Origin of the sequence: Telmatospirillum siberiense, assembly GCF_002845745.1 — a bacterium.
GTDB classification, from domain to species: Bacteria; Pseudomonadota; Alphaproteobacteria; order Rhodospirillales; family Magnetospirillaceae; genus Telmatospirillum; species Telmatospirillum siberiense.
The window spans coordinates 26,623-50,850 of the sequence record NZ_PIUM01000042.1 but is presented as its reverse complement, the minus strand read 5'-3'; the positions used below and the strand labels follow the sequence as shown (position 1 = coordinate 50,850).

Annotated in this window: 25 protein-coding genes; 5 read left to right on the top strand and 20 right to left on the bottom strand. The window is 62.7% G+C overall.

Features of this window, described 5'->3' with window-relative positions:
* Positions 1–800 (bottom strand): LysR substrate-binding domain-containing protein (locus CWS72_RS24715; protein ID WP_158240807.1); only part of this gene is annotated, 800 nt, incomplete at its 3' end.
* Positions 801–949: 149 nt separating this feature from the next.
* Between CWS72_RS24715 and CWS72_RS24710 the strand changes: the two genes are divergently transcribed.
* The 5 genes from CWS72_RS24710 to CWS72_RS24690 all read left to right on the top strand — a co-directional run bounded on the left by CWS72_RS24710 (position 950) and on the right by CWS72_RS24690 (position 5,351).
* Positions 950–1,849, top strand: coding sequence for an alpha/beta fold hydrolase (locus CWS72_RS24710; RefSeq protein WP_101253328.1), 900 nt, complete (start codon positions 950–952; stop codon positions 1,847–1,849).
* A gap of 557 nt (positions 1,850–2,406) precedes the next feature.
* Positions 2,407–3,204: a transporter substrate-binding domain-containing protein gene (locus tag CWS72_RS24705; protein WP_101253327.1), complete on the top strand. Its 798-nt coding sequence runs from the start codon at positions 2,407–2,409 to the stop codon at positions 3,202–3,204.
* Positions 3,205–3,270: 66 nt separating this feature from the next.
* The gene (locus CWS72_RS24700) at positions 3,271–3,933 is read left to right on the top strand and encodes an amino acid ABC transporter permease (RefSeq protein WP_101253326.1); all 663 of its coding nucleotides are present in this window, start codon (positions 3,271–3,273) and stop codon (positions 3,931–3,933) included.
* Between the two features lie 13 nt (positions 3,934–3,946).
* Positions 3,947–4,600, top strand: coding sequence for an amino acid ABC transporter permease (locus CWS72_RS24695; RefSeq protein ID WP_101253325.1), 654 nt, complete (start codon positions 3,947–3,949; stop codon positions 4,598–4,600).
* The gene (locus CWS72_RS24690) at positions 4,584–5,351 is read left to right on the top strand and encodes an amino acid ABC transporter ATP-binding protein (RefSeq protein WP_101253324.1); all 768 of its coding nucleotides are present in this window, start codon (positions 4,584–4,586) and stop codon (positions 5,349–5,351) included. Before CWS72_RS24695 ends, CWS72_RS24690 begins: the two co-directional genes overlap by 17 nt.
* Here the strand turns inward: CWS72_RS24690 and CWS72_RS24685 are convergent.
* The 19 genes from CWS72_RS24685 to rpsE all read right to left on the bottom strand — a co-directional run bounded on the left by CWS72_RS24685 (position 5,337) and on the right by rpsE (position 24,218).
* Positions 5,337–5,630: an acylphosphatase gene (locus CWS72_RS24685; RefSeq protein ID WP_101253323.1), complete on the bottom strand. Its 294-nt coding sequence runs from the start codon at positions 5,628–5,630 to the stop codon at positions 5,337–5,339. The two genes, CWS72_RS24690 and CWS72_RS24685, sit on opposite strands and share 15 nt — an antisense overlap.
* A gap of 51 nt (positions 5,631–5,681) precedes the next feature.
* The gene (accC, locus tag CWS72_RS24680; protein WP_101253322.1) at positions 5,682–7,676 is read right to left on the bottom strand and encodes an acetyl-CoA carboxylase biotin carboxylase subunit; all 1,995 of its coding nucleotides are present in this window, start codon (positions 7,674–7,676) and stop codon (positions 5,682–5,684) included.
* A gap of 165 nt (positions 7,677–7,841) precedes the next feature.
* Entirely contained in the window at positions 7,842–9,374 is a 1,533-nt protein-coding gene (locus CWS72_RS24675; RefSeq protein ID WP_101253321.1) for an acyl-CoA carboxylase subunit beta, read from the bottom strand.
* Positions 9,375–9,465: 91 nt separating this feature from the next.
* The gene (locus tag CWS72_RS24670) at positions 9,466–10,182 is read right to left on the bottom strand and encodes an ATP12 family chaperone protein (protein WP_101253320.1); all 717 of its coding nucleotides are present in this window, start codon (positions 10,180–10,182) and stop codon (positions 9,466–9,468) included.
* A 31-nt stretch (positions 10,183–10,213) separates the two neighbouring features.
* Positions 10,214–12,421, bottom strand: a complete 2,208-nt coding sequence (locus CWS72_RS24665) for an AsmA family protein (protein ID WP_101253319.1) — start codon at positions 12,419–12,421, stop codon at positions 10,214–10,216.
* A complete protein-coding gene (locus CWS72_RS24660; protein WP_101253318.1) occupies positions 12,421–13,098 on the bottom strand; it encodes an HAD-IA family hydrolase in 678 nt (225 codons plus the stop codon). The genes CWS72_RS24665 and CWS72_RS24660 overlap by 1 nt, the downstream gene beginning before the upstream one ends.
* A gap of 103 nt (positions 13,099–13,201) precedes the next feature.
* On the bottom strand, positions 13,202–13,975 hold the full coding sequence (locus CWS72_RS24655) for a hypothetical protein (RefSeq protein ID WP_101253317.1): 774 nt from the start codon (positions 13,973–13,975) through the stop codon (positions 13,202–13,204).
* Entirely contained in the window at positions 13,972–14,970 is a 999-nt protein-coding gene (locus CWS72_RS24650; RefSeq protein ID WP_101253316.1) for an RluA family pseudouridine synthase, read from the bottom strand. Before CWS72_RS24650 ends, CWS72_RS24655 begins: the two co-directional genes overlap by 4 nt.
* 30 nt (positions 14,971–15,000) lie before the next feature.
* Positions 15,001–16,302 (bottom strand): replication-associated recombination protein A, encoded by a 1,302-nt coding sequence (locus CWS72_RS24645; RefSeq protein ID WP_101253315.1) that lies wholly within the window; start codon positions 16,300–16,302, stop codon positions 15,001–15,003.
* 288 nt (positions 16,303–16,590) lie between these two features.
* Positions 16,591–18,000: a Do family serine endopeptidase gene (locus CWS72_RS24640; RefSeq protein ID WP_101253314.1), complete on the bottom strand. Its 1,410-nt coding sequence runs from the start codon at positions 17,998–18,000 to the stop codon at positions 16,591–16,593.
* Positions 18,001–18,156: 156 nt separating this feature from the next.
* Positions 18,157–18,579 (bottom strand): 50S ribosomal protein L17, encoded by a 423-nt coding sequence (gene rplQ, locus CWS72_RS24635; RefSeq protein ID WP_101253313.1) that lies wholly within the window; start codon positions 18,577–18,579, stop codon positions 18,157–18,159.
* 123 nt (positions 18,580–18,702) lie between these two features.
* Positions 18,703–19,719: a DNA-directed RNA polymerase subunit alpha gene (locus CWS72_RS24630; protein WP_101253312.1), complete on the bottom strand. Its 1,017-nt coding sequence runs from the start codon at positions 19,717–19,719 to the stop codon at positions 18,703–18,705.
* 112 nt (positions 19,720–19,831) lie between these two features.
* Positions 19,832–20,224, bottom strand: coding sequence for a 30S ribosomal protein S11 (gene rpsK, locus CWS72_RS24625; protein ID WP_101253311.1), 393 nt, complete (start codon positions 20,222–20,224; stop codon positions 19,832–19,834).
* Position 20,225: 1 nt separating this feature from the next.
* The gene (rpsM, locus tag CWS72_RS24620; protein WP_101253310.1) at positions 20,226–20,603 is read right to left on the bottom strand and encodes a 30S ribosomal protein S13; all 378 of its coding nucleotides are present in this window, start codon (positions 20,601–20,603) and stop codon (positions 20,226–20,228) included.
* A gap of 98 nt (positions 20,604–20,701) precedes the next feature.
* Positions 20,702–21,361 (bottom strand): adenylate kinase, encoded by a 660-nt coding sequence (locus CWS72_RS24615; RefSeq protein WP_101253309.1) that lies wholly within the window; start codon positions 21,359–21,361, stop codon positions 20,702–20,704.
* Positions 21,362–21,365: 4 nt separating this feature from the next.
* Positions 21,366–22,709 carry a preprotein translocase subunit SecY gene (secY, locus tag CWS72_RS24610; protein ID WP_101253308.1) on the bottom strand — a complete coding sequence of 448 codons (1,344 nt, stop codon included), beginning with the start codon at positions 22,707–22,709 and terminating at the stop codon, positions 21,366–21,368.
* Between the two features lie 167 nt (positions 22,710–22,876).
* Entirely contained in the window at positions 22,877–23,365 is a 489-nt protein-coding gene (gene rplO, locus CWS72_RS24605) for a 50S ribosomal protein L15 (RefSeq protein ID WP_101253307.1), read from the bottom strand.
* Positions 23,366–23,376: 11 nt separating this feature from the next.
* A complete protein-coding gene (rpmD, locus tag CWS72_RS24600) occupies positions 23,377–23,583 on the bottom strand; it encodes a 50S ribosomal protein L30 (protein ID WP_101253306.1) in 207 nt (68 codons plus the stop codon).
* Between the two features lie 5 nt (positions 23,584–23,588).
* A complete protein-coding gene (gene rpsE / locus CWS72_RS24595; protein WP_101253305.1) occupies positions 23,589–24,218 on the bottom strand; it encodes a 30S ribosomal protein S5 in 630 nt (209 codons plus the stop codon).
* Positions 24,219–24,228: the final 10 nt, after the last annotated feature.

Genomic DNA, 24,228 nt, shown 5'->3' with positions numbered 1-24,228 from the left:
CCACCCTCCCGACCGATCTGCATCACGATGTCGACATCGCCGGGAGCAGGCAGGCCATTGCCGTCGAGATCGACGAGATCCCGCGTCATCGGACCCGCCGGCAGGGCGCCGATGCCGAGCCCGGAGCGGATGGCGGCAAGCACGCTTTCGAAAGACGGACAGACATAGGCGACCCGCCAACAGCGCCCCGAGGCCTCCAAGGCCGCCAGAATTCGAGCCCGGAACACGCACCCCTCGGGGAACAGCACCAGGGGCACGGCCTCCTCGCCGGTAGGAACGCCGCCGGAGGCGCCACCGACCCATCGCAGGACTTGCCTGGAGACCACCGTCCCCTCGCCCCGGCCGGGAAGACTTTTGAAAAAGGCGAGATCGAGAAGCCCCTGGCGCACCCGTTCCCGCAAGCGTTCTGAAACATCCGAGACCACCTCCAGTTCGATACCGCCATGGGCATGCTGAAAGGCGCGCAGAACCCCGGGAAAGGCCGTGTCCATGAAATCGGCGGGCACTCCCAGCCGAACACGGCCAAGCGCCATCGGTTGGGCGACCGCCCGATAGGCCGCGTCGTTCAGATCGACGATCTTGCGCGCGTAAGGCAGCAGTTCCCGTCCGTCGTCGGTAAGTCCCAGGACGCTGCCCTGCCGACGGAGAATCAGCGTTTTCCCCAAACTTTGCTCAAGACGAAGCAGTTGCCGGCTGACGGCGGGCTGCGTCCGCCCGACCATCTCGGCGGCACGGGAAAAGCTGGAAGCCTCCACCACCGCGACGAATATCTTCAGGCTGTCGAGATCCAGGCAGGTCATGATCATACCCATCGCGCATAATCAGCTGGCTAATAAATCATTTTAGCAATGATGAGGCGCCGCCGATAGTTGACTCCTCAGCTGCGGGGTCTGGACAAAATAAAAAAGAGACGTTTGGTCTCGGACCCTTATTGAAAGGGAGGACATCCATGAAAAAACAATCAATGCCCATCGACGACCGGTTGACCCGCCGCACGGTGCTGACCGGCCTTCTCGCCGCCACGGTCGCCGCCTGTAGCACTCCGGGAGAGCAGACGACGACCGGCGAGGTTCCCGCCGACAGGAAACTGCTCGGCCACACGCTTCACGGAAGCGGTCCCGAACCCGTCATCGTGCTTCATGAATGGATGGGCGACCACACCAATTACGACCTGATGCTCCCCTTCCTGCCTGAGGACAAATATCGCTGGATTTTCGCGGATTTGCGCGGCTACGGGCTTTCCAAGCCGATAACGGGCGCCTATTCGCTGCGCGAAGCGGCCGACGACGTGCTTCGGCTGATGGACAGCTACGGACACCACCGCTTCCATCTGGTCGGACATTCCATGTCCGGCATGATCTCTCAATATGTCGCGAAGATCGGCGGTGAGCGGCTGAAAAGCGTCGTCCTCGTCTCGCCGGTCCCGGCCTCGGGCTTTCGCGCCGACGCGGAGACGATGAAGAAGCTTGCCGCCATCATCGACGACGACGACGCGGCACGGGCCGCCATCATGGCCCGTGGCGGCACCCGCTATGGCCGGGGATGGATCGAGCGCAAGCTGGCGATGACCAGACGCGCCCCCAACCGCGACGCCATGCTGGGATATCTGAAGATGTTCACCGGCACCGATGTCGCCGCCGAGGTCAGCGGCGTCGCCACGCCGATCACCGCCGTTTGCGGCATGTATGACCTTCCCCTCTATCGGGAGGACTCGATCCGCACCCTGCTGGCCCCCCTGTTCCCCAATCTGGAAGTCGCCGTCAGTCACGAGGCGGGACATTACGCGATGCTGGAAACACCGCCCTTGCTTGCCGGGCAGTTCGAAAAAGGTATCGCCCGAGGGCTGTGAGCGCCCTCCCCGGCCGACCGGTCGCGCGGGGGAATTGCCCAGGGGATGGGCGTTCCCCCCAGGACCATTGCCTAATTTTTGATACGTTTCCCTCCCCTCTCACAAGGGGCTGCCGGATTCGCGCATCTTTTTTTCGGTGGAGAAAAATCTGTCGTTCGCGAGCCAAAAACGAAGCAATCCTTCAGGGACGCCCATCGGCGCTCGGATAAGCCCTCGCCCCTTGTGGGAGAGGGCGGCGAGCCTAAGCGAGCGGGTGAGGGGGGCTTAGCGTCGGCGCGACATATGGACTGGTTTGTTTCCGCACACTTTTTCCGCGCTCCCGCGCGTAAGTCCCCTCACCCCACTCGTCCCCTCTCCCGCAAGGGGCGAGGGGAGATTTTTCTTAATCCTCGCGCTTATGCTACGTCCCCGCCGGTGTTCCGGCGTGAGCGGGAAAAGAGTCCGCCTTTGGGCGGATCTCCGCATTGGCCCGCCTCTTGCTAGACGTCTTCGCACCGAAGAAAAGCGGCGGGACCCGTGACGTCCCTCGCCGCGCCGTTCCAAATGGGAGACTTCCGATGATGTTGTCCAAACGCAAATTCATTCTCGCCCTGGCCGGAGCGGCCGGCATGATGCTGGCCGGGGCTTCCGCCCATGCGCAGAGCGCGCTCGACGACATCGTCAAGACCAAGACCATCAAGATCGCCATTCCCACCGACTATCCCCCCTACGGCTTCGTCGGCCTCGACATGAAGCCCCAGGGGCTCGATATCGACATGGCCTCGCTGGTCGCCTCGAAAATGGGCGTGAAACTGGAACTGGTGCCAGTGACCTCGGCCAACCGCATCCCCGCCTTGCAGACCCACAAGGCCGATCTGGTGATCTCCTCGCTCGGCAAGAATGCAGAACGCGAAGCCGTGATCGATTTCAGCCACGCCTACGCCCCCTTCTTCCAGGCCGTCTTCGCCCCCGCGTCCTTGCCGGTCAAATCGTGGGCCGACCTTTCCGGCAAGACGGTGGGCGTCACCAGGGGGGCCATGGAGGATCAGGAACTCACCAAGGTCGCGCCGACGGACGTGCAGATCCGCCGCTTCGAAGATCACAATGCGACCATCGCCGCCTTCGTCGCCGGACAGACCCAACTGGTGGCCACCAGTTCGGCGGTCGCCGACAATATGATCAGAAAGAACCCGCAGCTCGCCGCCGAATTCAAATTGCTGCTCAAGGAAAGCCCCTGCTTCATCGGCGTGGCCAAGGGCGAAAGCGCGCTGATGGCCAAGGTCAACGAGATCATCCTGGCCGCCAAGAACAGCGGCGAGTTGGATGCCCTGTCCAAGAAATGGCTGGGCCGGGCCGCCGGCGATCTTCCGCTCTGAGCGACCTCACCCTTTACTCTCCCGGATAAGGCCCGCCCGCCTGGTGGCGGGCCGCCATGGAACAAGATGCGCATACAACTGGATTTTGCAGCCGTCCTCAGCCAATGGCCCCTGCTGCTCAACGGCATTGCCTGGACCATCGCCCTGACCACGGTAGCCACCCTGATCGGCATGCTGCTCGGCATCCTCTGCGCGCAGATGCGCGCCAAAGGTCCGGTCGCCGTGCGCTTCGGCGTCGGCGCCTACATCGAATTGATCCGCAACACGCCGTTCATCGTGCAGTTGTTCTTCATTTTCTTCGGCCTGCCGGTCGCCGGCGTCAGGCTTTCGCCGGAAACCGCCGCCTTCATCGCGATCGTGCTCAATCTCGGCGCCTATGCCGCCGAAATCGTCCGCGCGGGCGTCGAGGCCACGCCGCGGGGACAGATCGAGGCCGCGGTCAGCCTGGCCTTGACGCCGTTCCAGGTTTTCACCCGCGTCGTCCTGCCGCCGGCGCTCAAGAAAGTGTGGCCGGCAACCGTCAGCCAGATCGTCATCGTCATGCTGGGTTCATCCGTCTGCGGCCAGATTTCCGTTCCGGAACTGAGCTATGCCGCCAACCTGATCCAAAGCAACAATTTCCGCGCCTTCGAATCCTTCATCGTGGCCGCCCTGCTATATCTGGCGCTCTCCGTCGTCTTGCGCAAATTCCTGAACTGGGCGGGCCCCCGCCTCCTGTTCGGCCGGTGAGAAGGAGGGCGCCATGATCGAGTTCTCGCTGTGGGATATCCTGCGCAATCTGCTTCTGGCCCTGCGCTGGACCGCAGCCCTGTCGCTCGTCGCCTTCATCGGCGGCGGGCTGACCGGCGCCCTGCTGCTCTACGCCCGCCTGGCCGGCGGGCGCGTCACCGACCGCCTGATCGGGCTTTATGTGCAGCTCTTTCAGGGTACGCCGCTGCTCATGCAACTGTTTCTCGCCTATTTCGGCATCGCGCTGTTCGGCATCGACGTCTCGGCGTGGACGGCGGCGGCACTCGCCCTCACCCTTTATACCAGCGCCTTCCTGACCGAAATCTGGCGCGGCTGCGTGGCCTCCGTCCCCAAGGGGCAGTGGGAGGCATCGAGCTCGCTTGCCCTTTCCTTCGTGGAACAGATGCGCTACGTCATCCTGCCGCAGGCCACCCGCGTGGCCATCGCCCCCACCGTTGGGTTCCTGGTCCAGGTCATCAAGGGAACGGCGCTCGCCTCGGTCATCGGCTTCGTCGAACTGACGAAAGCCGGCACCATGATCTCCAACACCACCTTCAAACCCTTCACCGTCTTCGGTTTCGTCGCCCTGCTGTATTTTGCCCTGTGCTTCCCGGTCAGCCTGACCGCCAGGTATCTCGAGAGGAAAACCTATGGTCCCCGCCATTGACAACGCGCCCGGCAGCCGTCTCGTCGTCGAGATCACGGCTCTGCGCAAATCCTTTGGTGAGGTCGAAGTTCTCAAGGGAATCGACCTCAACGTCCATCAGGGCGAGGTGATTGCCATCATCGGCAAAAGCGGGTCGGGGAAAAGTACGCTCCTGCGCTGCATCAACGGCCTGGAAACCTTCGATGACGGCGCGCTCAGGGTCGACGGCAAGCAGCTCCTGCACGAAAGTCCGACCGCCATGCGCGAACTGCGCCAGCATGTCGGCATGATCTTCCAAAGCTTCAACCTGTTTCCGCATTTGAGCGTCGGACGCAACGTCATGCTGGCTCCGACGCTGGTGAAGAAGCGATCGAAAACCGAGGCCGCGGAACGGGCCAGGACGCTGCTCGAGCGCGTCGGCCTGGCCGACAAATTCGACGCCATGCCCGATCAATTGTCGGGCGGACAGCAGCAGCGGGTCGCCATCGCCCGGTCGCTGGCCATGGATCCGGCGGTCCTCCTGTGCGACGAGATCACCTCGGCGCTCGATCCGGAATTGGTCGGAGAGGTGTTAAGGGTGGTTGAACTGCTGGCGCAGGAGGGCATGACCCTGTTGATGGTCACCCACGAAATGAACTTCGCCCGCAAGGTCAGCGACCGGGTCATCTTCATGCACCAAGGACGGGTCCATGAGATGGGACCACCGGAGGAGTTGTTCGGCTCGCCCCGCACGCCCGAACTCAAACAGTTCCTGTCCTCACTCCACGACTGACGTCGGCAAGGGGCGAAAGCCCTTCTCCGCCGGCGCCTCGGCCGGCCATTGGCTCAGCGAGAAGACACGGGCCGACGGCGGGCCTTGCCGACAAGCCTCGACCATGGCCGCGACCGCTTCGGGCGGTCCGGAAAACAGCGCCTCGACGCTGCCGTCCGAACGGTTCCTCACCCATCCGTCCAGTCCGCGACGCCCCGCCTCCTGGATCGTCCATCCGCGAAACCACACGCCTTGGACGCGGCCTTCGATGATCACGCGGAGGGTCAGACTGTCGGCCATGGCTTAATCCGCATCCGATAGCCGGGAGACGGATTGCGCCATCCCCCTGCCTCACGCAAATTCGACGATCTTCTGGTCGACGGCCAGGCTCTCGCCGGGATTGGCGTGCACCTTGGCGATCGTGCCGTCCCGTTCGGCCCGCAGGATGTTCTCCATCTTCATCGCCTCGACCACCGCCAGCACCTCGCCGGCTTTGACGTCCTGGCCTTCGGCGACGCCCAGCGACACCAGAAGTCCCGGCATCGGTGACAGCAGATATTGCGACATGTCCGGCGCCGCCTTGACCGGCATCAGCGCGGCCAGTTCCGCCGCCCGCGGCGACAGGACGACGGCGTCGGCGCGGCTGCCGGCGTGGAACAGCCGATAGCCGACGCCATGGCGATCGATCTGCACCACCACCTGATGATCGTTGTCATCCTTCACCACACCACGGAAGAACGGCTGGCCGATGTCCCAGTTGGATAGCACGCTGACCGTGGGCCCTCCCATTTCCAGGGCATATCCGCCCTCGATAGGCCGGATCGCGTAAGGGTAGTTGGTGCCGCCGAACTTCACCACCCAATCGCCACCGATCTTTTTCTCGCGGCCCGGCATCTGTCCGGACAGAGAGGCCTCCCGCTCGACCTGACGACGATGCACGAAGGCGGCGACGGCCACCAACAGACGGGGGTCCTCGACCGGCAGATCGGCGGCGCCGAAGCCCTTGGGATATTCCTCGGCGATGAAATTGGTGGTGAGCTCGCCCCGCACGAAGCGCGGATGGGCCATCAAGGCGGCGAGGAACGGAATGTTGTGGTTGAGCCCGCGGATGAAATACTGGTCCAGTGCCTGACGCATATGGCTGATGGCCAGTTCGCGCACCGGCGCATAGGTGCACAGCTTGGCGATCATCGGATCGTAATACATCGAGATCTCGCCGCCCTCATAGACGCCGGTATCGACCCGCACATTGTCGTTTTCCTGGGGCGGCAGATAGCGCGTCAGACGACCGATCGAGGGGAGGAAATTGCGGAACGGATCCTCGGCGTAGACGCGGGCCTCCAACGCCCAGCCGCGCACCTTGACGTCCTTTTGCTTGATGGTGAGCGGCTCCCCGGCGGCGATCCGGATCATCCATTCGACGAGATCGAGACCGGTGACCAGTTCGGTGACCGGATGCTCGACCTGCAGACGGGTGTTCATTTCCAGGAAATAGAAATTGCGCTGCGCATCGACGATGAACTCGACCGTGCCTGCGGACTTGTAATCCACCGCCTTGGCCAGGGCCACCGCCTGTTCCCCCATTTCCTTCCTGACGGCGGCCGTCAGGAAGGGGCTGGGGGCCTCCTCGATCACTTTCTGGTGGCGCCGCTGGATCGAACATTCCCGTTCGCCCAGATAGATCACATTGCCGAAGGAATCGCCCAGGACCTGGATCTCGATATGGCGGGGATTCTCGATATATTTCTCAATGAAGACGCGGTCATCGGCGAAGGACGACTTGGCCTCGTTGGTCGCCGAGATGAAACCTTCCGCCGCCTCCTGGTCGTTCCTGGCCAGACGCATGCCCTTGCCGCCGCCGCCGGCCGAAGCCTTGATCATCACCGGATAGCCGATCTCGCGGGCGATGGTCACCGCCTCTTGCGCATCCTTGATCACGCCCAGGAAACCGGGAACCGAACTGACGCCCGCCGCCTTGGCCAGCTTCTTCGATTCGATCTTGTCGCCCATGGCGAAAATGGCGTGGCCGTCCGGTCCGATGAACGTCACTCCGGCGGCGGCCAGCGCCTCCTGGAACTCACGTTTTTCCGACAGGAAGCCGTACCCCGGATGGACGGCTTCCGCGCCGGTCTCCCGGCAAGCCTCGACGATTTTTTCGATCAGCAGATAGGATTGGGCCGACTGCGGCGGACCGATATGCACGGCCTCGTCGGCCATCTGCACATGCAATGCATCCTTGTCGGCATCCGAATAGACGGCCACCGTGGCGATACCCATCTTCTTGGCGGTCTTGATGACCCGGCAGGCGATTTCCCCACGATTGGCGATCAGTATTTTCTTGAACATCAAACCCTCACCCAGAAGTTCTGGTGACAACTCTCGACTTTTTGAACCACCAAAACACCAAGGCACAAAAAAAACGATCAAATGGACCAATTTTCCATTTTCGGCGAAATCAATAACTGGATCGTGTTCCTTCGTGCCTTGGTGATTAATTTTCGGCTATTCACATCACAGCGGAATGTTGCCGTGCTTGCGCCAGGGATTTTCGACCTTCTTGTCGCGCAGCATGGCGAGCGAACGGCAAATGCGCTGACGCGTGGCGTGCGGGCGAATGACGTCGTCGATGAAGCCGCGATGACCGGCCACGAAGGGATTGGCGAACTTCCGCCGATATTCCTCGGTCCTCTCGGCGATTTTCTGCGGATCGCCGATATCGTTGCGGAAGATGATCTCCACCGCGCCCTTCGGGCCCATGACGGCGATCTCCGCCGTCGGCCAGGCGAAATTGACGTCGCCCCTCAAATGCTTTGAGCTCATCACATCGTAGGCGCCGCCATAGGCCTTGCGGGTGATCACCGTCACCTTGGGCACGGTGCAGTCGGCATAGGCGTAAAGCAGTTTTGCCCCATGCTTGATGATCCCGGCATATTCCTGCGCCGTTCCGGGCAGGAAGCCGGGCACGTCGACGAAAGTGATGATCGGGATGTTGAAGCAGTCACAAAAGCGGACGAACCGCGCCGCCTTGCGGCTGGAATCGATATCCAGGCAACCGGCCAGCACCATCGGCTGATTGGCGACGATGCCCACGGTCTGGCCTTCCATGCGCGCGAAGCCGGTCATGATATTGCCGGCGAAAGCCGGTGACACCTCGAAGAAGTCACCATCATCGACGACCTTCAAGATCAATTCGCTCATGTCGTAGGGACGATTGGCGTTTTCGGGAATCAGGGTGTCCAGGCTGGGCTCGATCCGATCGGCCGGATCGCTGGTCGGCCGCACCGGCGGCTTCTCGCGATTGTTGGCCGGCAGGAAATCGACGAATCGCCGGAGTTGCAACAAGGCTTCGACATCGTTTTCAAAGGCGAGATCGGCCACGCCAGACCGGCTGGTATGGGTCACCGCGCCGCCCAGTTCCTCGGCGCTCACCGTCTCATGGGTCACCGTCTTGGTCACCTCGGGACCGGTGACGAACATGTAGGAGCTGTCCTTGACCATGAAGATGAAGTCGGTCATGGCCGGCGAATAGACGGCGCCGCCGGCGCAGGGCCCCATGATCAGCGAGATCTGCGGAATCACGCCCGACGCCATCACATTGCGCTGGAACACTTCGGCATAACCGGCGAGAGAAGCGACACCTTCCTGGATGCGGGCTCCGCCGGAATCGTTCAGGCCGATGACCGGGGCGCCGACCTTCAGGGCCTGGTCCATGATCTTGCAGATTTTTTCGGCATGGGCCTCCGACAACGAACCGCCGAAGACGGTGAAATCCTGGGAAAACACGAACACCAGGCGGCCATTGACGGTGCCGTAGCCGATCACCACGCCATCGCCGGGAATCTGCTGCTCGCCCATTCCGAAGTCGTGACACCGATGTTCGACGAACATGTCCCACTCTTCGAAGGTATCGGCATCGAGAAACAATTCGATACGCTCGCGCGCCGTCAATTTACCTTTTTGATGCTGCGATTCGATCCGCTTGATGCCACCGCCGGCCCGCGCGCCGGCCCGCGCATTCTGCAACTGCCGAATGATCTCGGTCATACACTCCCCCGTTTTGGTCTCTTAAACCCTTTCAACAGGTCAGGGATCGGAGATATCATCTGGCGCTGCAGCAATCCAGCGTTTTGCTATCTTAATGACCTAATTGCATATCTTTACGAACGGATAATTCAAGAAAGCGGGATGCGGCGGCAATATCGCGTCGCAAAGCTGCGCGCGCGCGCGCCGCCTCGGGATCCTCGCCCCACAATTCCGTTTGATATGTCTCATCGAGCTGGGAAATGGCGAAGGCCTCCTCGGCCGTCAAGCGCTCCTCCACCAGGGCGAGCCCCAGGACCAGCGACCCCGTGGCGGGAACGGCACTTTGCAGGGCGGTGAGTCGCAAGGGATCGTAGCCGGCGACGGTATTCTCCAATGCGGCGATCGCCTCGGTCGGCTGCGATATCGGAATGACCCCTCGGGTCACCTGCATCTCCACGCCGAAGGCGACCAGGACCCAATCGATCAACGGCTGCCACACCCGTTCCTGCCGTTCCACCAGATCCCGGGGGGATTCGGCGCGATAGCACAGGAGATCGGTGCCCGCATAATTCATCAATTGCTCGACGATGACGAAACGATTGGGGATCACCCGATCGAGCGCGGTGCTGAGCAACTGGCAGAGCGGCATGCTGTGGGGAAGGATCTCCTCGCCCTGGCCGCGCCATTCCGCGGCGATCGCCTCGGCCAGATCGGCGTGACCCGCCAGAAGCAGTTGCCCGGCCGGCGTCCGCACGGCCTTGCCGTCCAGCGCGATGGCCAGCCCCTCGCCATGCGGCATGACCGCCGCCTCGGTATAGAAACGCTTCATCGCCGTCCCATCCGCATGAGAGTGTCCAAAATCAGAAAAGCTTCTGCAAGGCCTTCCCGATCTCGGCGGCAGGTCCCTTGGCGCCCCCCTTCTTCGGTGACGGCACCGGTTTCTTGGCCTGATTGATCGCGGCCAGACAGGCGTTGCCGTCGTCACTGCCGGCGCTGACCAGAGGCACCAAGATGCCGAGCGGCCCCAGGGCGATGGCGCCGGCCACGCCGGCCACGCCCTTGACGATGGCCCCCCGGTTGGGCGTGACCGTCGGATGAAGCAGCGTGCCGCCGATATCGAGCGGCAGCGCCATGCTGATCAGACTGGCATCCTTGGGCTTGGGCGCCACGGTCAGATCCAGCAGTTCGTTGGCGAGATTGACGCTGCCCTGCCCGCTGACCGTCATGGCGTCGGTATCGAAGAGCAATCCCTCGCTATGCGCCATGCCGTCGGCAACGGAGAACCGGCTGACCAGGCATTGCATCTGCGTGTTCTTCTGCTGGGTCCAGGGCGCCACCTGACGAAGCAGGTCGAGCGCCACCACGTCGGCATAGGCATCGTCGATGGTCCCCTTGTCGACCACCAGGGAAACCTCGCCGGAAGCCCTCGCCATAATGGCGCGCACGCTGTTGCCGTTCCCCTTGAACGTCAGATGCAGGGCGGTTCGCGCCCCATGGATGTTCTGGCTGACGTTGAAGGCTTTCAGCAAATCCCCCATGACCACTTTGTCGGCGTCCAGCGTCAGACGCACGGCGGCCACCTTGCCGGAGGCGTCCACGCTCAGGGAGCCGTTGGCCTTCCCCCCCGCCAGGGCGCCGACGTCGGGCGTCACCAGCAGCTTGCCGTTATTGTCGGACAGGGAAAGCGAAACCTGCTGAATGTTCAGCCCTTCGCTCACCAGCCGATCGATCTTCCAGGCGACCGAGGCATCGGTCATGGTCAGCCAGGACAGCGGCAGCGCGTCATCGGGAAAAAGGCGGCTCGCCTCGGTTTTCGGCTTCGCCACTTCGGTTCTTCCGCCGGTCAGCTCGCCGAAATCCACTACGCTCGAGGTGAGATGCGCTTCGACGGAGGGCCGGGGACCGCGAACGCGCAATGCCACGTCACCCGACAGATCGCTGTGGCCGAGGCCGAGCTTGAGATCGGCGAGACGCCATCCGCCATCGATATCGGTCAAATGGGCGAACCCTTTGACCGGACCGACCGGCGGCGATACCAGTTCGCCGCCGCGATTGAGCCCCGCCAGACTCTCCCCTTCGACGAACAGCAAGAGGTCGACGCCCTCACCGGTCATCGGCGCCTTGATATTGCCCTTGGCGGTCAGCGCCACGATGTCGCGGCGCCCCAAGGCGGCGTCGATATTGACCAGACTTGGCGACGACACGGGGCCGACCACCCCCAGCGACACGCGGGCGGCGCCCAGTTGCGGCAGCCCCAGGCCAACCATTTTGACGGCCTCGGCCAGTTCGGTCGCATCGGCAGAGACCTGCAGGGCCAACACCGGGATCCCATTCTTGCCGGTGCTCACCGTCCCGTTGGTGGTGGCGACGACCCCGGGAAGAACCGCCTTCAACTTGACCATGTAGGGCTTGGCCGGCGTAAGCAGCGAATTCATCGAGCCGAGAACGCCGCTGATTTCAAAATGCTGCCCGTTCCAGGCACCACCGGCATGCAACCCGATCGGAGCGGCCAGGGTATCGGCGTCGGCCGTCAGTTGTTCGATCACCAGCGTCTCGTCCCGTCCCGACCTGGCGTCGCGGTAGATGATCCGCGCGTGGTCGATGGACACCTGGCCGATCTTGAAGGTGGTCGGCGTCGCCGCGGATTCGACGGCCGGCACCGCGGCCGAAACTTCCGTGCCGAACTCCCAGTTGGCCTTGCCGGCGGCATTGCGCTCCAGAAGGATTTCCGGCCCATGCAATTGCAGACGGCTGAGGCGGACTTCGCGAACCAGCAACGGCAGCAGACCGATATCCGCCCGCAACCGCTGCAGATGGATCATGTCGGGCCGGCTGCCCCAGGCCGCGTTGGACAGGGTGACGTCCTCGGCGATCAAGGCCGGGGTCAGCGACAGTTTGAGCGACAATTTGCCATGGATCGCCAAATCGCGACCGGTGGCGGCCTTGGCTGCTTTCGTCAGAACGCCGCGGTAGTCGTTGACGTCGATGGACTTCACCACCGCTACCAAAGCGATGATCAACGCGATGGCGCCGATACTGGCCAGCTTGAGGATGGTTCCCAGGCGCATCACCGTCTCTCCAGCAGGGCGTTCAGGGCGACCGGCAACCCTTTGAAGTCCTCGATCATCGTCTCGGCGCCGGCCTCCAGCAAATCTCCGGGGGGATGATAGCCCCAAACGACACCCGCCGCGCGAGCCCGCGCCGCCCGGGCCATTTGCATATCGAAGGAGGTATCGCCGATCATCACGGTGTTCTCCGCCTCGACGCCGGCCTCGCTCATGGCTTGAAGCACCATCGCCGGATGTGGCTTGCCGGGATTTCCATCGGCGGTCTGCAAGGTCACGAAACGCCCCTGCAGACCGTGCCGCTCGATCATCGAGAGAAGCCCCCGCCGCGATTTTCCGGTGGCGATGCCGAGCAGCCAGTTGTCGGCCTCCAGCAGGGCGAGCGCTTCGGCGGCGCCGGGGAAAAGCGGCTCGGTATGATCGGGGCGCGAGCGCAGGGTGAAGAAGGCGTCCTTGTAGCTTTGGGCGATCGCCTCGTGCCGGCTGGAAGGCAGGTCGGGACGCAACCGGGCGACGGCTTCGACCAGGGATAGCCCGATGATACGCCGCACGGCGGTGGCGGTCATCTCCTCCAACCCTTGCGCGCGGAAGGCCAAACCCATGGCGGCGACGATGTTGTGCTGACTATCGATCAGAGTTCCGTCGACGTCGAAAACGGCTAGGCGGGGAAGAGAGGTCATGAATGCCCGTTTTTTATGATTGGCTGCAGTTTAGTCCGAACGAAACGGCCTGTCATCGCCGGGGCGTCACCTCACCCGAACGGTCGGCACGGCGGTGGCATGATCAAAGAGGAGCGCCGGCGGCCTCGAGTTCGTTCAACAGGGCGCCGAACACATGCTCCGCCGTCGCCTTGAAATGCCGCTCGAAGGCCAGCGCATCGGAGCGGGACATCCCTCGCAACGGACGGAAAAGCGCGGCGAACATGATTTTGAATTCTTCGACGCCGAAAATTTGCGGATCCTCGGCCTGCGGGCGCGGCACGAAGGAGTTGGCCGAGATGCTGATCGCCTGGGGGCGATGCTGCATCAGGCCGATGAACCAGTCGCGGCGGGCATCGAAACGGCGGAAACTTTCGGCGATCCGCGCCAACACCGTCCACAGGATCAGTTTCGCCCGGATGTCCTCGTAGAAACTGTCCCAGGAAAAGGCCAGGCTGTCGGGCGTCTTCAATTCGCGCAGGATGGTGTTGCAGTGTTCCGTCAAGGTGTCGCGGGCATCACCCAGCACCAGATGCAGAAAAGAAAAATAGTTACTGAGAATATCTCGCGACAGGCTGCCGTCGGCGAAAAGATCACTGAAGGGATGCGCCAGCAATCGCTGGAAGGGATCCCCGCGCCGTTGGCGGATCAATTCCATCTCGGCCGAGACCATAAACCGCTGATGGGCCTCAGACAGCAGATTATTCAATTGCGGAGAAGCGGCGAAGGACTGGGCGGCCTCGCGCAATTGCTCCCCGTCGACCGGCGCGCCTCGATGCCGCTCGGCGACCAGACGAAGAAAATCCGCCAGCAGGCGGTCGACGACACGATGCATTTCTGCACGACCGGCGGCACTCATGACTGGTCCTCCTCGAAAGCCAGAAAGGGATCGCCGGCGGCGCCCTGATCGAATCCGAAAAAAGAGAAGCTAGCCTGCATGTGCTCGGGCAGCGGCGCAGTGACGCGAATCACCCCCTTGCGCGGATGAGGCACCTCGATGGCGCGGGCATGCAGATGCAATTTCTTGCTGACCCCCTGACCGGTGAGATAGGCCTCCTGACCGCCATATTTTCCGTCGCCCTGAATGGGCGTCCCCAACAAGGCGCAATGGGCGCGAAGCTGATGGGTCCGGCCCGTCCTCGGCTCCAGTTCCAGCCAAGCCGCCTTTTTCAAGGCCCGGTCGACGATCCGATAGTAGGTGACGGCGTGACGGCCATCCTCCTCGTCGACAGCCACCTTGTCACCCATCCGCCCGGCCATCTTGGCAAGCGGCGCATCGATACGGCCCTGGGGATATTTGGGCACGCCGACGACCAGAGCCCAGTAACATTTACGGGCGGCCCGGCTACGGAAGCCCGCCGCCAGTTTCGCCGCGGCGGTGGCATTGCGGGCCAACAGCAGGACCCCGCTGGTATCCTTGTCCAGCCGGTGGACCAGCCGCGGCCGCTCCGAGGCCTCGAACGTCAGCAGATCGAGCATGCCATCCAGGTGGCGCTCCATGTTGGTGCCGCCCTGGACGGCGAGACCGGCCGGCTTGTTCAACACCAGGACGTCCGCGTCCTTGTAGAGAACGGCATCGCGCAGGGCACGGGCGTCCGCCTCGCTGAAGCTGACCGCCGGCCGCACCGAGGCCGCGGGCGCCGGCGTATCGGCCAGGGGGGGAACGCGAATCGTCTGACCGACCTCCAGCCGCTGGTTGGATTTGGCACGCTTGCCGTCGATCCGGACCTGACCGGTTCGCAGCAGACGTTCCAGCAGAGCATGTCCGACCTGAGGGAACCGCCGCTTGAACCATCGGTCCAAGCGGATTTCAGCCTCGTCGTCGCTCACCGCCAAGGTCTGCACCGCGGTCATGTTTGGCTGATCACCCACCGTTTTGGAGTCCTACTCGTCTTTGGCGTCGACCTTGCGGCGACGCAGTTTGTCCCAATAATCAAGCCGCTTCCGAATCTCGCGCTCGAAGCCGCGTTCCGCCGGATCATAGAAGGTTCGCCGCGCCATGCCTTCCGGAAAGTAATTCTGCCCGGAAAAACCGTCGACGGTATCGTGATCATAAACATAGCCGCTTCCGTAGCCCATTTCCTTCATCATGCGGGTCGGGGCGTTCAGGATATGCATGGGCGGCATCAGCGATCCGGTTTCGCGCGCCACTTTTATCACGGAATTGTAGGCGCGGTAGGCGGCGTTCGATTTCGGAGCGGTCCCGAGATAGATAACCAACTGGGCCAGGGCCAGTTCGCCTTCCGGGCTGCCCAGCCGTTCATAGACGTCCCAGGCGGCCAGTGCCTGCTGGACCGCCTGGGGGTCGGCCAATCCGATGTCCTCAATGGCGAAACGGGTCAACCGCCGGGCGATGAAAAGCGGATCCTCGCCACCGGCCAGCATGCGGGCCATCCAGTAGAGGGCGGCGTCGGTGTCCGATCCCCTCAAGGATTTGTGAAGGGCGCTGATCAGATTGTAATGGCCTTCCTGGGCCTTGTCGTAAAGCGGCGCCCTTTTCTGCACGGCGGAGGCCAAGGCCTTGACATCAAGCGGATGTTCGGGCGTCAGGGCGAAGACCTGTTCGGCCATGTTCAACAGATAGCGGCCATCGCCGTCGGCCATCGCCCGCAGCGCCTCCCGGGCGTTTTCATCGACAGGAAGGGCGTGGCCGGTAACCTCTTCGGCCCGACGCAACAATTTCTCCAAAGCCTCGTCGTCGAGACGGCGCAAAACCAGCACCTGCACGCGCGACAGCAAGGCCGCGTTCAGTTCGAAAGACGGATTTTCCGTGGTGGCGCCGACCAGGATCACCGTTCCGTCCTCGACATAAGGCAGGAAGCCATCCTGCTGGGCGCGATTGAACCGGTGGATCTCGTCGACGAAAAGCAGGGTTCCCTGCCCCATGGCCCGCCGCTTCGCCGCCGCGTCGAAAATCTTGCGCAGATCGGCGACGCCGGAAAAGACCGCCGACAACGGTTCGAAGACGAGATCGGTCTGCTCGGCCAGCAAGCGGGCGATGGTGGTCTTGCCGCAGCCGGGCGGTCCCCAGAGCACGACCGACGACAACCGCCCCTGACCCAGCATGCGAGCCAGCGGGCCCTCGGTCCCGACCAGATGATCTTGTCCGACAACCTCGGCCAGCAGTTTCGGCCGCAACCTGTCGGCCAAGGGGCGTGGCGCCTGGCTCTCGAACAATCCGGTCATGCTGGCTGAAGCCCTCGCCCCCGATGGACTCCCGGATTATTGTCGGATAAACCCTCGCCCCTTGTGGGAGAGGGTGGCCGCTTTAGCGGCCGGGTGAGGGGTGCGCGCGTCTGCGCGACATAAAGACTTGTTTGTTTTCGCACACTTTTTCCGCGCTCCCGCGCGTAAGTCCCCTCACCCCACTCGCTTCGCTCACCCCCTCTCCCGCAAGGGGCGAGGGATATTTCCCTTATCCGAGACGCCGGTGCCACCGAAGAAGTGCTTCGTCCCGTTCCGGCACACACAGCCTTACTCTCCCACCGTCAGGGTGAAGGTCTCGCCGCCTCTCCTGATGGCGATCGCCCATCGGGGCGCGGGAGCCGCCAGACGCGCCTTGAGATCGCTCACCGAGGATATGGGCTGCCCATTGAGCTTGACGATCACGTCCCCCGGTTGGAACTGCAGACGGCTGGCGATCGTACCCCGCTTGACCTTGATGATGGTGACGCCCCCATCAACCCTTTCAAGTCCCAGTTCCTCGGCGAGAGCCGGATTCATATTGGCCACCGTCGCGCCGGTGAAGGGATTTTGACCGTTAACCTCGCTGGTGTCGCGCGGCGGCGTCTCCGGCGGCGGACGCAAGGTGAGGCTGACGGATCGTTCCTGCCCGTTGCGCGACAAGGTCAATTGGGTGGGCGTGCCGACGGTCAGGGTGGCGATTCTGAAGCGTAACCCCTCCGGATCGTCGATCTCGTGACCGTTCACCGCCAGGATGACGTCACCCACCTTGATCTCCGCCTGTTCGGCTGGGCTTCCCGGCTGCACGCCGTTAACCAGCACCCCGTAGGGTCGGTTGAGCTTCAGCGCCTGGAACATTTCGGCGGTCACCGCCTGTCCGCTGGCGCCGAGCCAGGGCCGCACCGCCTTGCCGCCGCTGGCGATATTGGTCAGCACCGCCTTGACCATGGTCGAGGGAATGGCGAAGCCGATGCCGATCGACCCGCCCCCTTCGCCGGACGAGAAGATGGCACTGTTGATGCCAATCAACCGTCCCTGCAGATCGACCAGCGCACCGCCGGAATTGCCGGGATTGATCGCCGCGTCGGTCTGGATGAAGGACCGGACGTCGGCGCCGCCGACCGCCGTGCGGGCAAGGGCGGAGACGATGCCCATGGTCACCGTCTGCCCGACCCCGAACGGATTTCCGATGGCGAGAACCAGATCCCCGACTTCCAGGGCATCGGAATCGCCTTGCGGCAGGAAGGGCAGCGGCTGATTGCCGGCATTGATCTTCAAAACGGCAAGATCGGTCCGTTCGTCGGCGCCGACCAGGGTGGCTTCGAACTCGCGCCGGTCGGACAGCACAACGGTGATTTCATCGGAATCGCGCACGACGTGATTGTTGGTCACCACCGTTCCATCCGATTTGACGATGACGCCGGAGCCCAGGGACCGCTGCACCCGCTCCTGAGGCAATCCCATCTGATGACCGAAGAATTGACGGAAGAAGGGATCGGCGAACATCGGCGAAACGGTGCGCACCACCCGCCGGGTATAGATATTCACCACGGCCGGCGCCACCTGCTTGACCACCGGCGAAAAACTCAACTGCACCTGCTCGCGCGATTGCGGCACCGCCTGGGCCAGGGCCGGACCGGCGACGGCTTGCGCAATCAGAACGACGAGGGCGAGAAAGAAAAACAGGCTGCGACTGGGCATGGAAAATCCGCTCGAAACAGAGATCGGCGGACTATAGCACAAAGGCGCTTGGGGAAAATAATCACCCCGGCTTAGGCCCGGCCCGGGGCCGGAGAAAAGCAAAGAGGCAGCCTTTTGGAGGCTGCCTCTGCTTTTCGATCGGAATGGTCGCGAGACTTATTCCGCGGTTTCTTCCTCGGTGGAGATTTCCACCGGGCCGCTGTCCAGGCCCTTGGCCGCCACATCGCGGTCGACCAGCTCGATGATCGCCATCGGAGCGGAGTCGCCGTAGCGGAAGCCGGCCTTCAGCACCCGGGTATATCCGCCGTTGCGGGTCTTGTAACGCTCGGCAATGGTCGAAAACAGCTTGCCGACGATCTTTTCGTCCCGAAGAACCGCGATCGCCTGGCGCCGGGCGTGCAGATCACCGCGCTTGCCCAGAGTGATGAGCTTTTCGGCGATCGGACGCAGATCCTTGGCCTTGGGCAGGGTGGTCTTGATCTGCTCGTGCTTGATCAAAGCGTGGGCCAGGCTGCTGAACAAAGCCTTGCGAGCCGTGCTCGTGCGATTCAGCTTACGACCGCTCATACCGTGACGCATAATGCTCTCTCCTCTGGTTGGGCGTCGCGCACGACGCCGATACAAACAACCCGCCGCCACGAACACCGTGCACGGCGGGGAGAATGGAATGACGCCGGCTTAACCGCCGGCGCCATCATCAGATCAGTAGGGCTCTTCCAGCTTCTTGGCCAGCTCTTCGATATTCTCAGGCGGCCAATTGGGAATTTCCATACCGAGATGCAGGCCCATCTGGGACAGCACCTCCTTGATTTCGTTCAACGACTTGCGGCCGAAGTTGGGGGTCCGCAACATCTCCGCCTCGGTCTTCTGGACCAGATCGCCGATGTAGATGATGTTGTCGTTCTTCAGGCAGTTGGCCGAACGGACGGACAGTTCCAGTTCGTCGACCTTGCGCAGAAGGTTCTTGTTGAACGGCAGCTCGTCCTTCTTCTCTTCCTCGGTAACCGCCTGCGGCTCCTCGAAATTGATGAAAAGCTGCAATTGGTCCTGCAGGATACGCGCGGCCAGGGCCACGGCGTCTTCCGGCGTCACCGCCCCGTTGGTCTCGATGACCATGGACAGCTTGTCATAGTCGGTGACCTGTCCGACGCGGGTATTCTCGACCTTATAGGCCACCTTCCGGACCGGCGAGAAAATCGCGTCGATCGGGATGAGGGCGATCGGCGAATCCTCGGGACGGTTCTGCGAGGCCGGCACATAGCCTTTCCCGGACTCGACCGTCAGCTCCATGGTGAGCGTGGCGCCTTCATCGAGGGTGCACAGAACCAGTTCGGGATCCATGATCTCGATGTCATGACCGGATTCGATCATGCCGGCGGTGACTTCGCCGGCGCCGGTGGCGCGCAGCGTCATCCGCTTCGGTCCCTCGCCATGCATGCGAAGGCCCAGCGTCTTGATGTTGAGGATGATGTCCGTGACATCTTCCCGCACGCCGGGGATCGAGGAGAACTCGTGGAGGACGCCTTCGATGTGAATGGCCGTCACCGCCGCACCTTGCAGCGAGGACAACAACACACGCCGCAGGGCGTTACCCAGAGTGAGGCCGAACCCGCGTTCCAAAGGCTCGGCGACCACCGTGGCGCTACGCGCCGCGTTGGCACCGCTCTCGATTTGGAGCTTGTTCGGTTTGATCAGTTCCTGCCAGTTACGTTGAATCACGAGCGTGACCTCTTGGCTTCAGAACGGCAGATGAGCGCCGTGTTCTCTGCAACGACACGACCGCCGGCCCATTTTGGGACCGGCGGCGCGCCAGGGAAAATCGCGATAGGCCTCAGACCCGGCGACGCTTGCGCGGACGGCAACCGTTGTGCGGGATCGGCGTTACGTCACGGATCGACGTAATGGCAAAACCGACAGTCTGCAAAGCGCGCAACGCGGACTCGCGACCGGCGCCGGGACCCTTCACCTCGACCTCGAGGGTACGCATGCCGTGTTCGGCGGCCTTGCGGCCGGCGTCCTCGGCGGCAACCTGGGCCGCATAAGGAGTGGACTTCCGAGAGCCCTTGAACCCCTGCATGCCCGACGACGACCAAGCGATGGCGTTACCCTGCGCATCGGTGATGGTGATCATCGTATTGTTGAACGTGGCATTCACGTGAGCCACGCCAGAGGTGATGTTCTTGCGTTCGCGCCGGCGCGGACGCTGAGCAGCTGCCTTAGCCATATTACTTCGTAACCTTCTTCTTGCCGGCGATCGGCTTGGCCGGACCCTTGCGGGTACGGGCATTGGTGTGAGTGCGCTGACCATGCACGGGCAGGCCGCGACGATGACGCAGACCGCGATAGCAGCCCAGATCCATCAATCGCTTGATGTTCATCGCAACTTCACGCCGCAGGTCGCCCTCGACATGATATTCGTGATCGATCAACTCACGGATCTTCAAGACCTCGTCGTCGGAAAGCTGGTTGACCCGCTTTGCCTCCGGAATGCCGACCTTATCGATGATCTGCTGCGCTTTGGCGCGGCCGATCCCATGAATATAGGTCAGCGCGATCAGCACCCGCTTATTGGTCGGGATGTTAACGCCAGCGATACGCGCCAAGGCTGGTTACTCCTTCAACTCAAAACAAACAAGACGAAACGCCCAGCTCGCAGCCGGGAATCCGAAGGTGCGCGATTATAGGGCGATTCATTGCCCTGTCAACTGACCGATACACCTTCTACGATATCCTTTAGCCGCTGGGTCACCTCCGCGATCGGCAGGGTGCCGTCGACTACCTTCAGGACGCCTTTCTTCTGGTAAAACGGAAGCAAAGGCGCCGTTTGGGCGTGGTACGCGTCCAGACGCGACCGGACGGTTTCGGCGTTATCGTCGGCGCGGCGCGTGAATTCGCTGCCGCCGCAGACGTCGCATCGACCATCGGTCTTCGGACGCTGAAACTTGTCGTGATAGCCCGCGCCGCATTTGGCGCAGGTGAAGCGGCCGGTAATCCGCTCCACGATCAACTGATCGGGCACCTGAACTTCGATCGCGGCGTCGATGGCGAGCCCCTGCTCGCCCAGCATGACGTCGAGAGCCTCGGCCTGGGCCACCGTTCGCGGGAATCCGTCGAGGATGAATCCCCGTTGGGCGTCGGATTGACGGATACGATCGGAAATGATGCCGACGACGATCTCGTCGGAGACCAGTTGCCCGGCCGCCATGACCGCCTTGGCCTTCTTTCCGATCTCGCTTCCCGAAGCCACCGCGGCGCGAAGCATGTCACCGGTCGACAACTGGACCAGTCCGTAATCGTCCTGGAGCCGCTTCGCCTGTGTACCCTTGCCGCCGCCCGGCGGACCCAACAAAATCAGCCGCATTTCTTTAGCCTCTCCTGCCCCGCAATTTAGCCTTCTTGATCAGGCCTTCATATTGATGCGCCAGCAAGTGCGATTGAATCTGCGCCACCGTATCCATGGTAACCGTCACCACGATCAGCAGACTGGTGCCGCCGAAATAGAAGGGCACCGAGAACCGGCTGATCAGGATCTCCGGCAGAATGGAGACACCCGCCAGATAGGCGGCACCGATCACCGTCAGACGCGTCAGAACGAAATCGAGATAATCCGAGGTGTTCTTGCCCGGCCGGATCCCCGGAACGAAGCCGCCATGTTTCTTCAGATTGTCCGCGGTGTCCACCGGATTGAAGACGACTGCGGTGTAGAAGAAGGCGAAGAATACGATCAGCCCGAGATAGAGCGCCATATAAAGCGGCTGCCCGCGTCCCAGGAGAGCCGTCACCGTGCCCAGCCACTCCGGCCCGTTGCCAGCCGCGAAGCCGGCGGCCGTGATCGGCATCAGCAGGATGGAGCTGGCGAAAATCGGAGGAATCACGCCCGAGGTGTTCAGCTTCAAGGGCAGATGCGATGCCTCGCCGCCATAGACCTTATTGCCCACCTGGCGCTTCGGATACTGGATGATGATCCGCCGCTGCGCCCTTTCGACATAGACGATCAGCGCGACGACACCGACGCCCATGAAAATAAGGAAAAGGATCAAGGCGGCGGAAAGCGCGCCCGTGCGACCCAATTCGAGGGTGCTGACGATGGCGCGGGGCAGATTGGCGACGATGCCGGCGAAAATGATCAGCGAGGTGCCGTTACCGACACCGCGGGCGGTGATCTGCTCGCCCAGCCACATCAGGAACATGGTGCCGCCGACCAGCGTCACCACCGTGGTGAAGCGGAAGAACAGGCCCGGATCGAAGACGGCCGCGCCGCCACGGGCGGTCATGCTCTCAAGGCCGACGGCGATACCATAGGCCTGCACCGCGGCGATGATCACCGTGGCGTAGCGGGTATATTGATTGATCCGCTTGCGGCCCTGCTCGCCTTCCTTCTTCAGCGATTCAAGGGACGGCACGACGGTCGTCATCAACTGCATGATGATCGAGGCCGAGATGTACGGCATGATGTTCAGCGCGAAGATGGTCATACGCGACAGCGCGCCACCGGCGAACATGTCGAACATACCCAGGATGCCGCCGCCCGTCTGGTTGAACACTTCGGCCAAAACGTGGGGATCGATGCCGGGCACGGGAATCCACGTCCCCAGGCGATAGACGATCAATGCGGACAAGGTGAACCAAATGCGCTTCTTGAGCTCGGTCGCCTTGGCGAAAACACCTAAATTCAAATTGGCTGCGAGCTGCTCGGCGGCGGATGCCATGCCGTTCTCCGGACCCTAGTGGTTAAATCTCGAATTTCGACGCATGTCGAACGCGTCAGCTTCTTACCACAATTCGACGAGTTGGTAGACCGTTTCACCCAACGCCCGGATTTCGGGCGTTGGGATCGTCCGGTCTTTCGAAGAAAAGTCGGAAACCGCTACCGCCCTCAGGCGGCCGTTTCGGGCGCCGGCTTCTTGGCCGCCAGCACCACCACCGACCCACCGGCCTTCTCCACCGCGGCCTTCGCGCCTTCGGTGATGCCGGAGACCTCGATGGTCACCTTGCTCTTCAACTCGCCCCGTCCGAGCAGCCGAACGCCGCTCTTCAACTGCGAGATGACACCCGCCGCCACCAGCTTTTCGCCGGTGATGGTCTCGGCGGCGGCCAGCTTGCCGTCGTCGATGGCCGTCTGCAGGCGGTCGAGGTTGACCTCGGCATATTCCAACCGGAATATGTTCTTGAAGCCACGCTTCGGCAAGCGCCGATAAATCGGCATCTGGCCGCCTTCGAAGCCGTTGATGGCGACGCCGGTGCGCGACGACTGACCCTTGACACCGCGACCGGCGGTCTTGCCCTTGCCGGAACCGATGCCTCGGCCGACGCGCAGACGCACCTTGCGGGCGCCGGCGTTATCGCGAAGATCGTTCAGTTTCATCTTCAGTTCCTTTACGCCTCTTCGACGTGCAGCAGATGGCGCACCTTGGCGATCATGCCACGCACGGCAGGGGTATTCTCCAGCTCGCGGCTCCGGTGCAGCTTATTGAGCCCAAGTCCGATCAACGTCGCCTCCTGATCGGCGGGACGGCCGATCGGGCTGCCGATCTGAGTCACCTTGACGGTCGTCGCGGCGGCTGCGGCGGTCTTCTTGGCCATACCGATCACTCCTTGGCGGCTACGGCGGCCGCGCCATCGCGGCGACCGACGATCTCGCCCACCTTCTTGCCGCGCTTGGCGGCAATGGCGCGGGGGCTGGACACATTGACCAAGGCGTCGAACGTCGCCTTGATCATGTTGTGCGGGTTGGAGGTGCCGATGCACTTGGCCACCACATCCTGCACGCCCATGGTTTCGAACACGGCGCGCATCGGACCGCCGGCGATGATGCCGGTACCCGAGGGAGCCGCGCGCAAGACCACTCGTCCGGCGCCGAAATGACCATAGGCGTCATGATGGAGCGTCCGGCCTTCGCGCAACGCGACACGGATCATGTTGCGCTTGGCCTGATCGGTTGCCTTACGGATCGCCTCCGGCACCTCACGAGCCTTGCCCGAGCCATAACCGACGCGGCCCTTCTCATCGCCCACCACGACCAGCGCGGCAAAGGCGAAGCGACGACCGCCCTTGACCACCTTGGCAACGCGGTTGATATGGACGAGCTTGTCGACGATATCGCTTTCTTCCCGATTGGATTGGTTATCGGAATTGCGACCGCGACCCCGGTCCGACCTTTCGCCGCGTTCACCGCGGCTCGGCCGTTCGCCACGCTCAGCGTTCGGTGTACGTGCCATTTTTTATGAC

Bases quoted from the DNA above. Each gene is read 5' to 3' on its own strand.
- accC (WP_101253322.1), bottom strand. From the start codon at position 7,676: ATGTTCAAGAAAATACTGATCGCCAATCGTGGGGAAATCGCCTGCCGG.
- secY (WP_101253308.1), bottom strand. From the start codon at position 22,709: ATGGCATCCGCCGCCGAGCAGCTCGCAGCCAATTTGAATTTAGGTGTT.
- CWS72_RS24615 (WP_101253309.1), bottom strand. From the start codon at position 21,361: ATGCGGCTGATTTTGTTGGGTCCGCCGGGCGGCGGCAAGGGTACACAG.
- CWS72_RS24695 (WP_101253325.1), top strand. From the start codon at position 3,947: ATGATCGAGTTCTCGCTGTGGGATATCCTGCGCAATCTGCTTCTGGCC.
- CWS72_RS24710 (WP_101253328.1), top strand. From the start codon at position 950: ATGAAAAAACAATCAATGCCCATCGACGACCGGTTGACCCGCCGCACG.
- CWS72_RS24655 (WP_101253317.1), bottom strand. From the start codon at position 13,975: ATGAGTGCCGCCGGTCGTGCAGAAATGCATCGTGTCGTCGACCGCCTG.
- rplQ (WP_101253313.1), bottom strand. From the start codon at position 18,579: ATGCGTCACGGTATGAGCGGTCGTAAGCTGAATCGCACGAGCACGGCT.
- CWS72_RS24700 (WP_101253326.1), top strand. From the start codon at position 3,271: ATGCGCATACAACTGGATTTTGCAGCCGTCCTCAGCCAATGGCCCCTG.
- CWS72_RS24685 (WP_101253323.1), bottom strand. From the start codon at position 5,630: ATGGCCGACAGTCTGACCCTCCGCGTGATCATCGAAGGCCGCGTCCAA.
- CWS72_RS24690 (WP_101253324.1), top strand. From the start codon at position 4,584: ATGGTCCCCGCCATTGACAACGCGCCCGGCAGCCGTCTCGTCGTCGAG.
- CWS72_RS24670 (WP_101253320.1), bottom strand. From the start codon at position 10,182: ATGAAGCGTTTCTATACCGAGGCGGCGGTCATGCCGCATGGCGAGGGG.
- rpsE (WP_101253305.1), bottom strand. From the start codon at position 24,218: ATGGCACGTACACCGAACGCTGAGCGTGGCGAACGGCCGAGCCGCGGT.
- CWS72_RS24640 (WP_101253314.1), bottom strand. From the start codon at position 18,000: ATGCCCAGTCGCAGCCTGTTTTTCTTTCTCGCCCTCGTCGTTCTGATT.
- CWS72_RS24665 (WP_101253319.1), bottom strand. From the start codon at position 12,421: ATGCGCCTGGGAACCATCCTCAAGCTGGCCAGTATCGGCGCCATCGCG.
- rplO (WP_101253307.1), bottom strand. From the start codon at position 23,365: ATGAAACTGAACGATCTTCGCGATAACGCCGGCGCCCGCAAGGTGCGT.
- CWS72_RS24660 (WP_101253318.1), bottom strand. From the start codon at position 13,098: ATGACCTCTCTTCCCCGCCTAGCCGTTTTCGACGTCGACGGAACTCTG.
- rpmD (WP_101253306.1), bottom strand. From the start codon at position 23,583: ATGGCCAAGAAGACCGCCGCAGCCGCCGCGACGACCGTCAAGGTGACT.
- CWS72_RS24645 (WP_101253315.1), bottom strand. From the start codon at position 16,302: ATGACCGGATTGTTCGAGAGCCAGGCGCCACGCCCCTTGGCCGACAGG.
- rpsK (WP_101253311.1), bottom strand. From the start codon at position 20,224: ATGGCTAAGGCAGCTGCTCAGCGTCCGCGCCGGCGCGAACGCAAGAAC.
- CWS72_RS24650 (WP_101253316.1), bottom strand. From the start codon at position 14,970: ATGACCGCGGTGCAGACCTTGGCGGTGAGCGACGACGAGGCTGAAATC.
- CWS72_RS24675 (WP_101253321.1), bottom strand. From the start codon at position 9,374: ATGACCGAGATCATTCGGCAGTTGCAGAATGCGCGGGCCGGCGCGCGG.
- CWS72_RS24705 (WP_101253327.1), top strand. From the start codon at position 2,407: ATGATGTTGTCCAAACGCAAATTCATTCTCGCCCTGGCCGGAGCGGCC.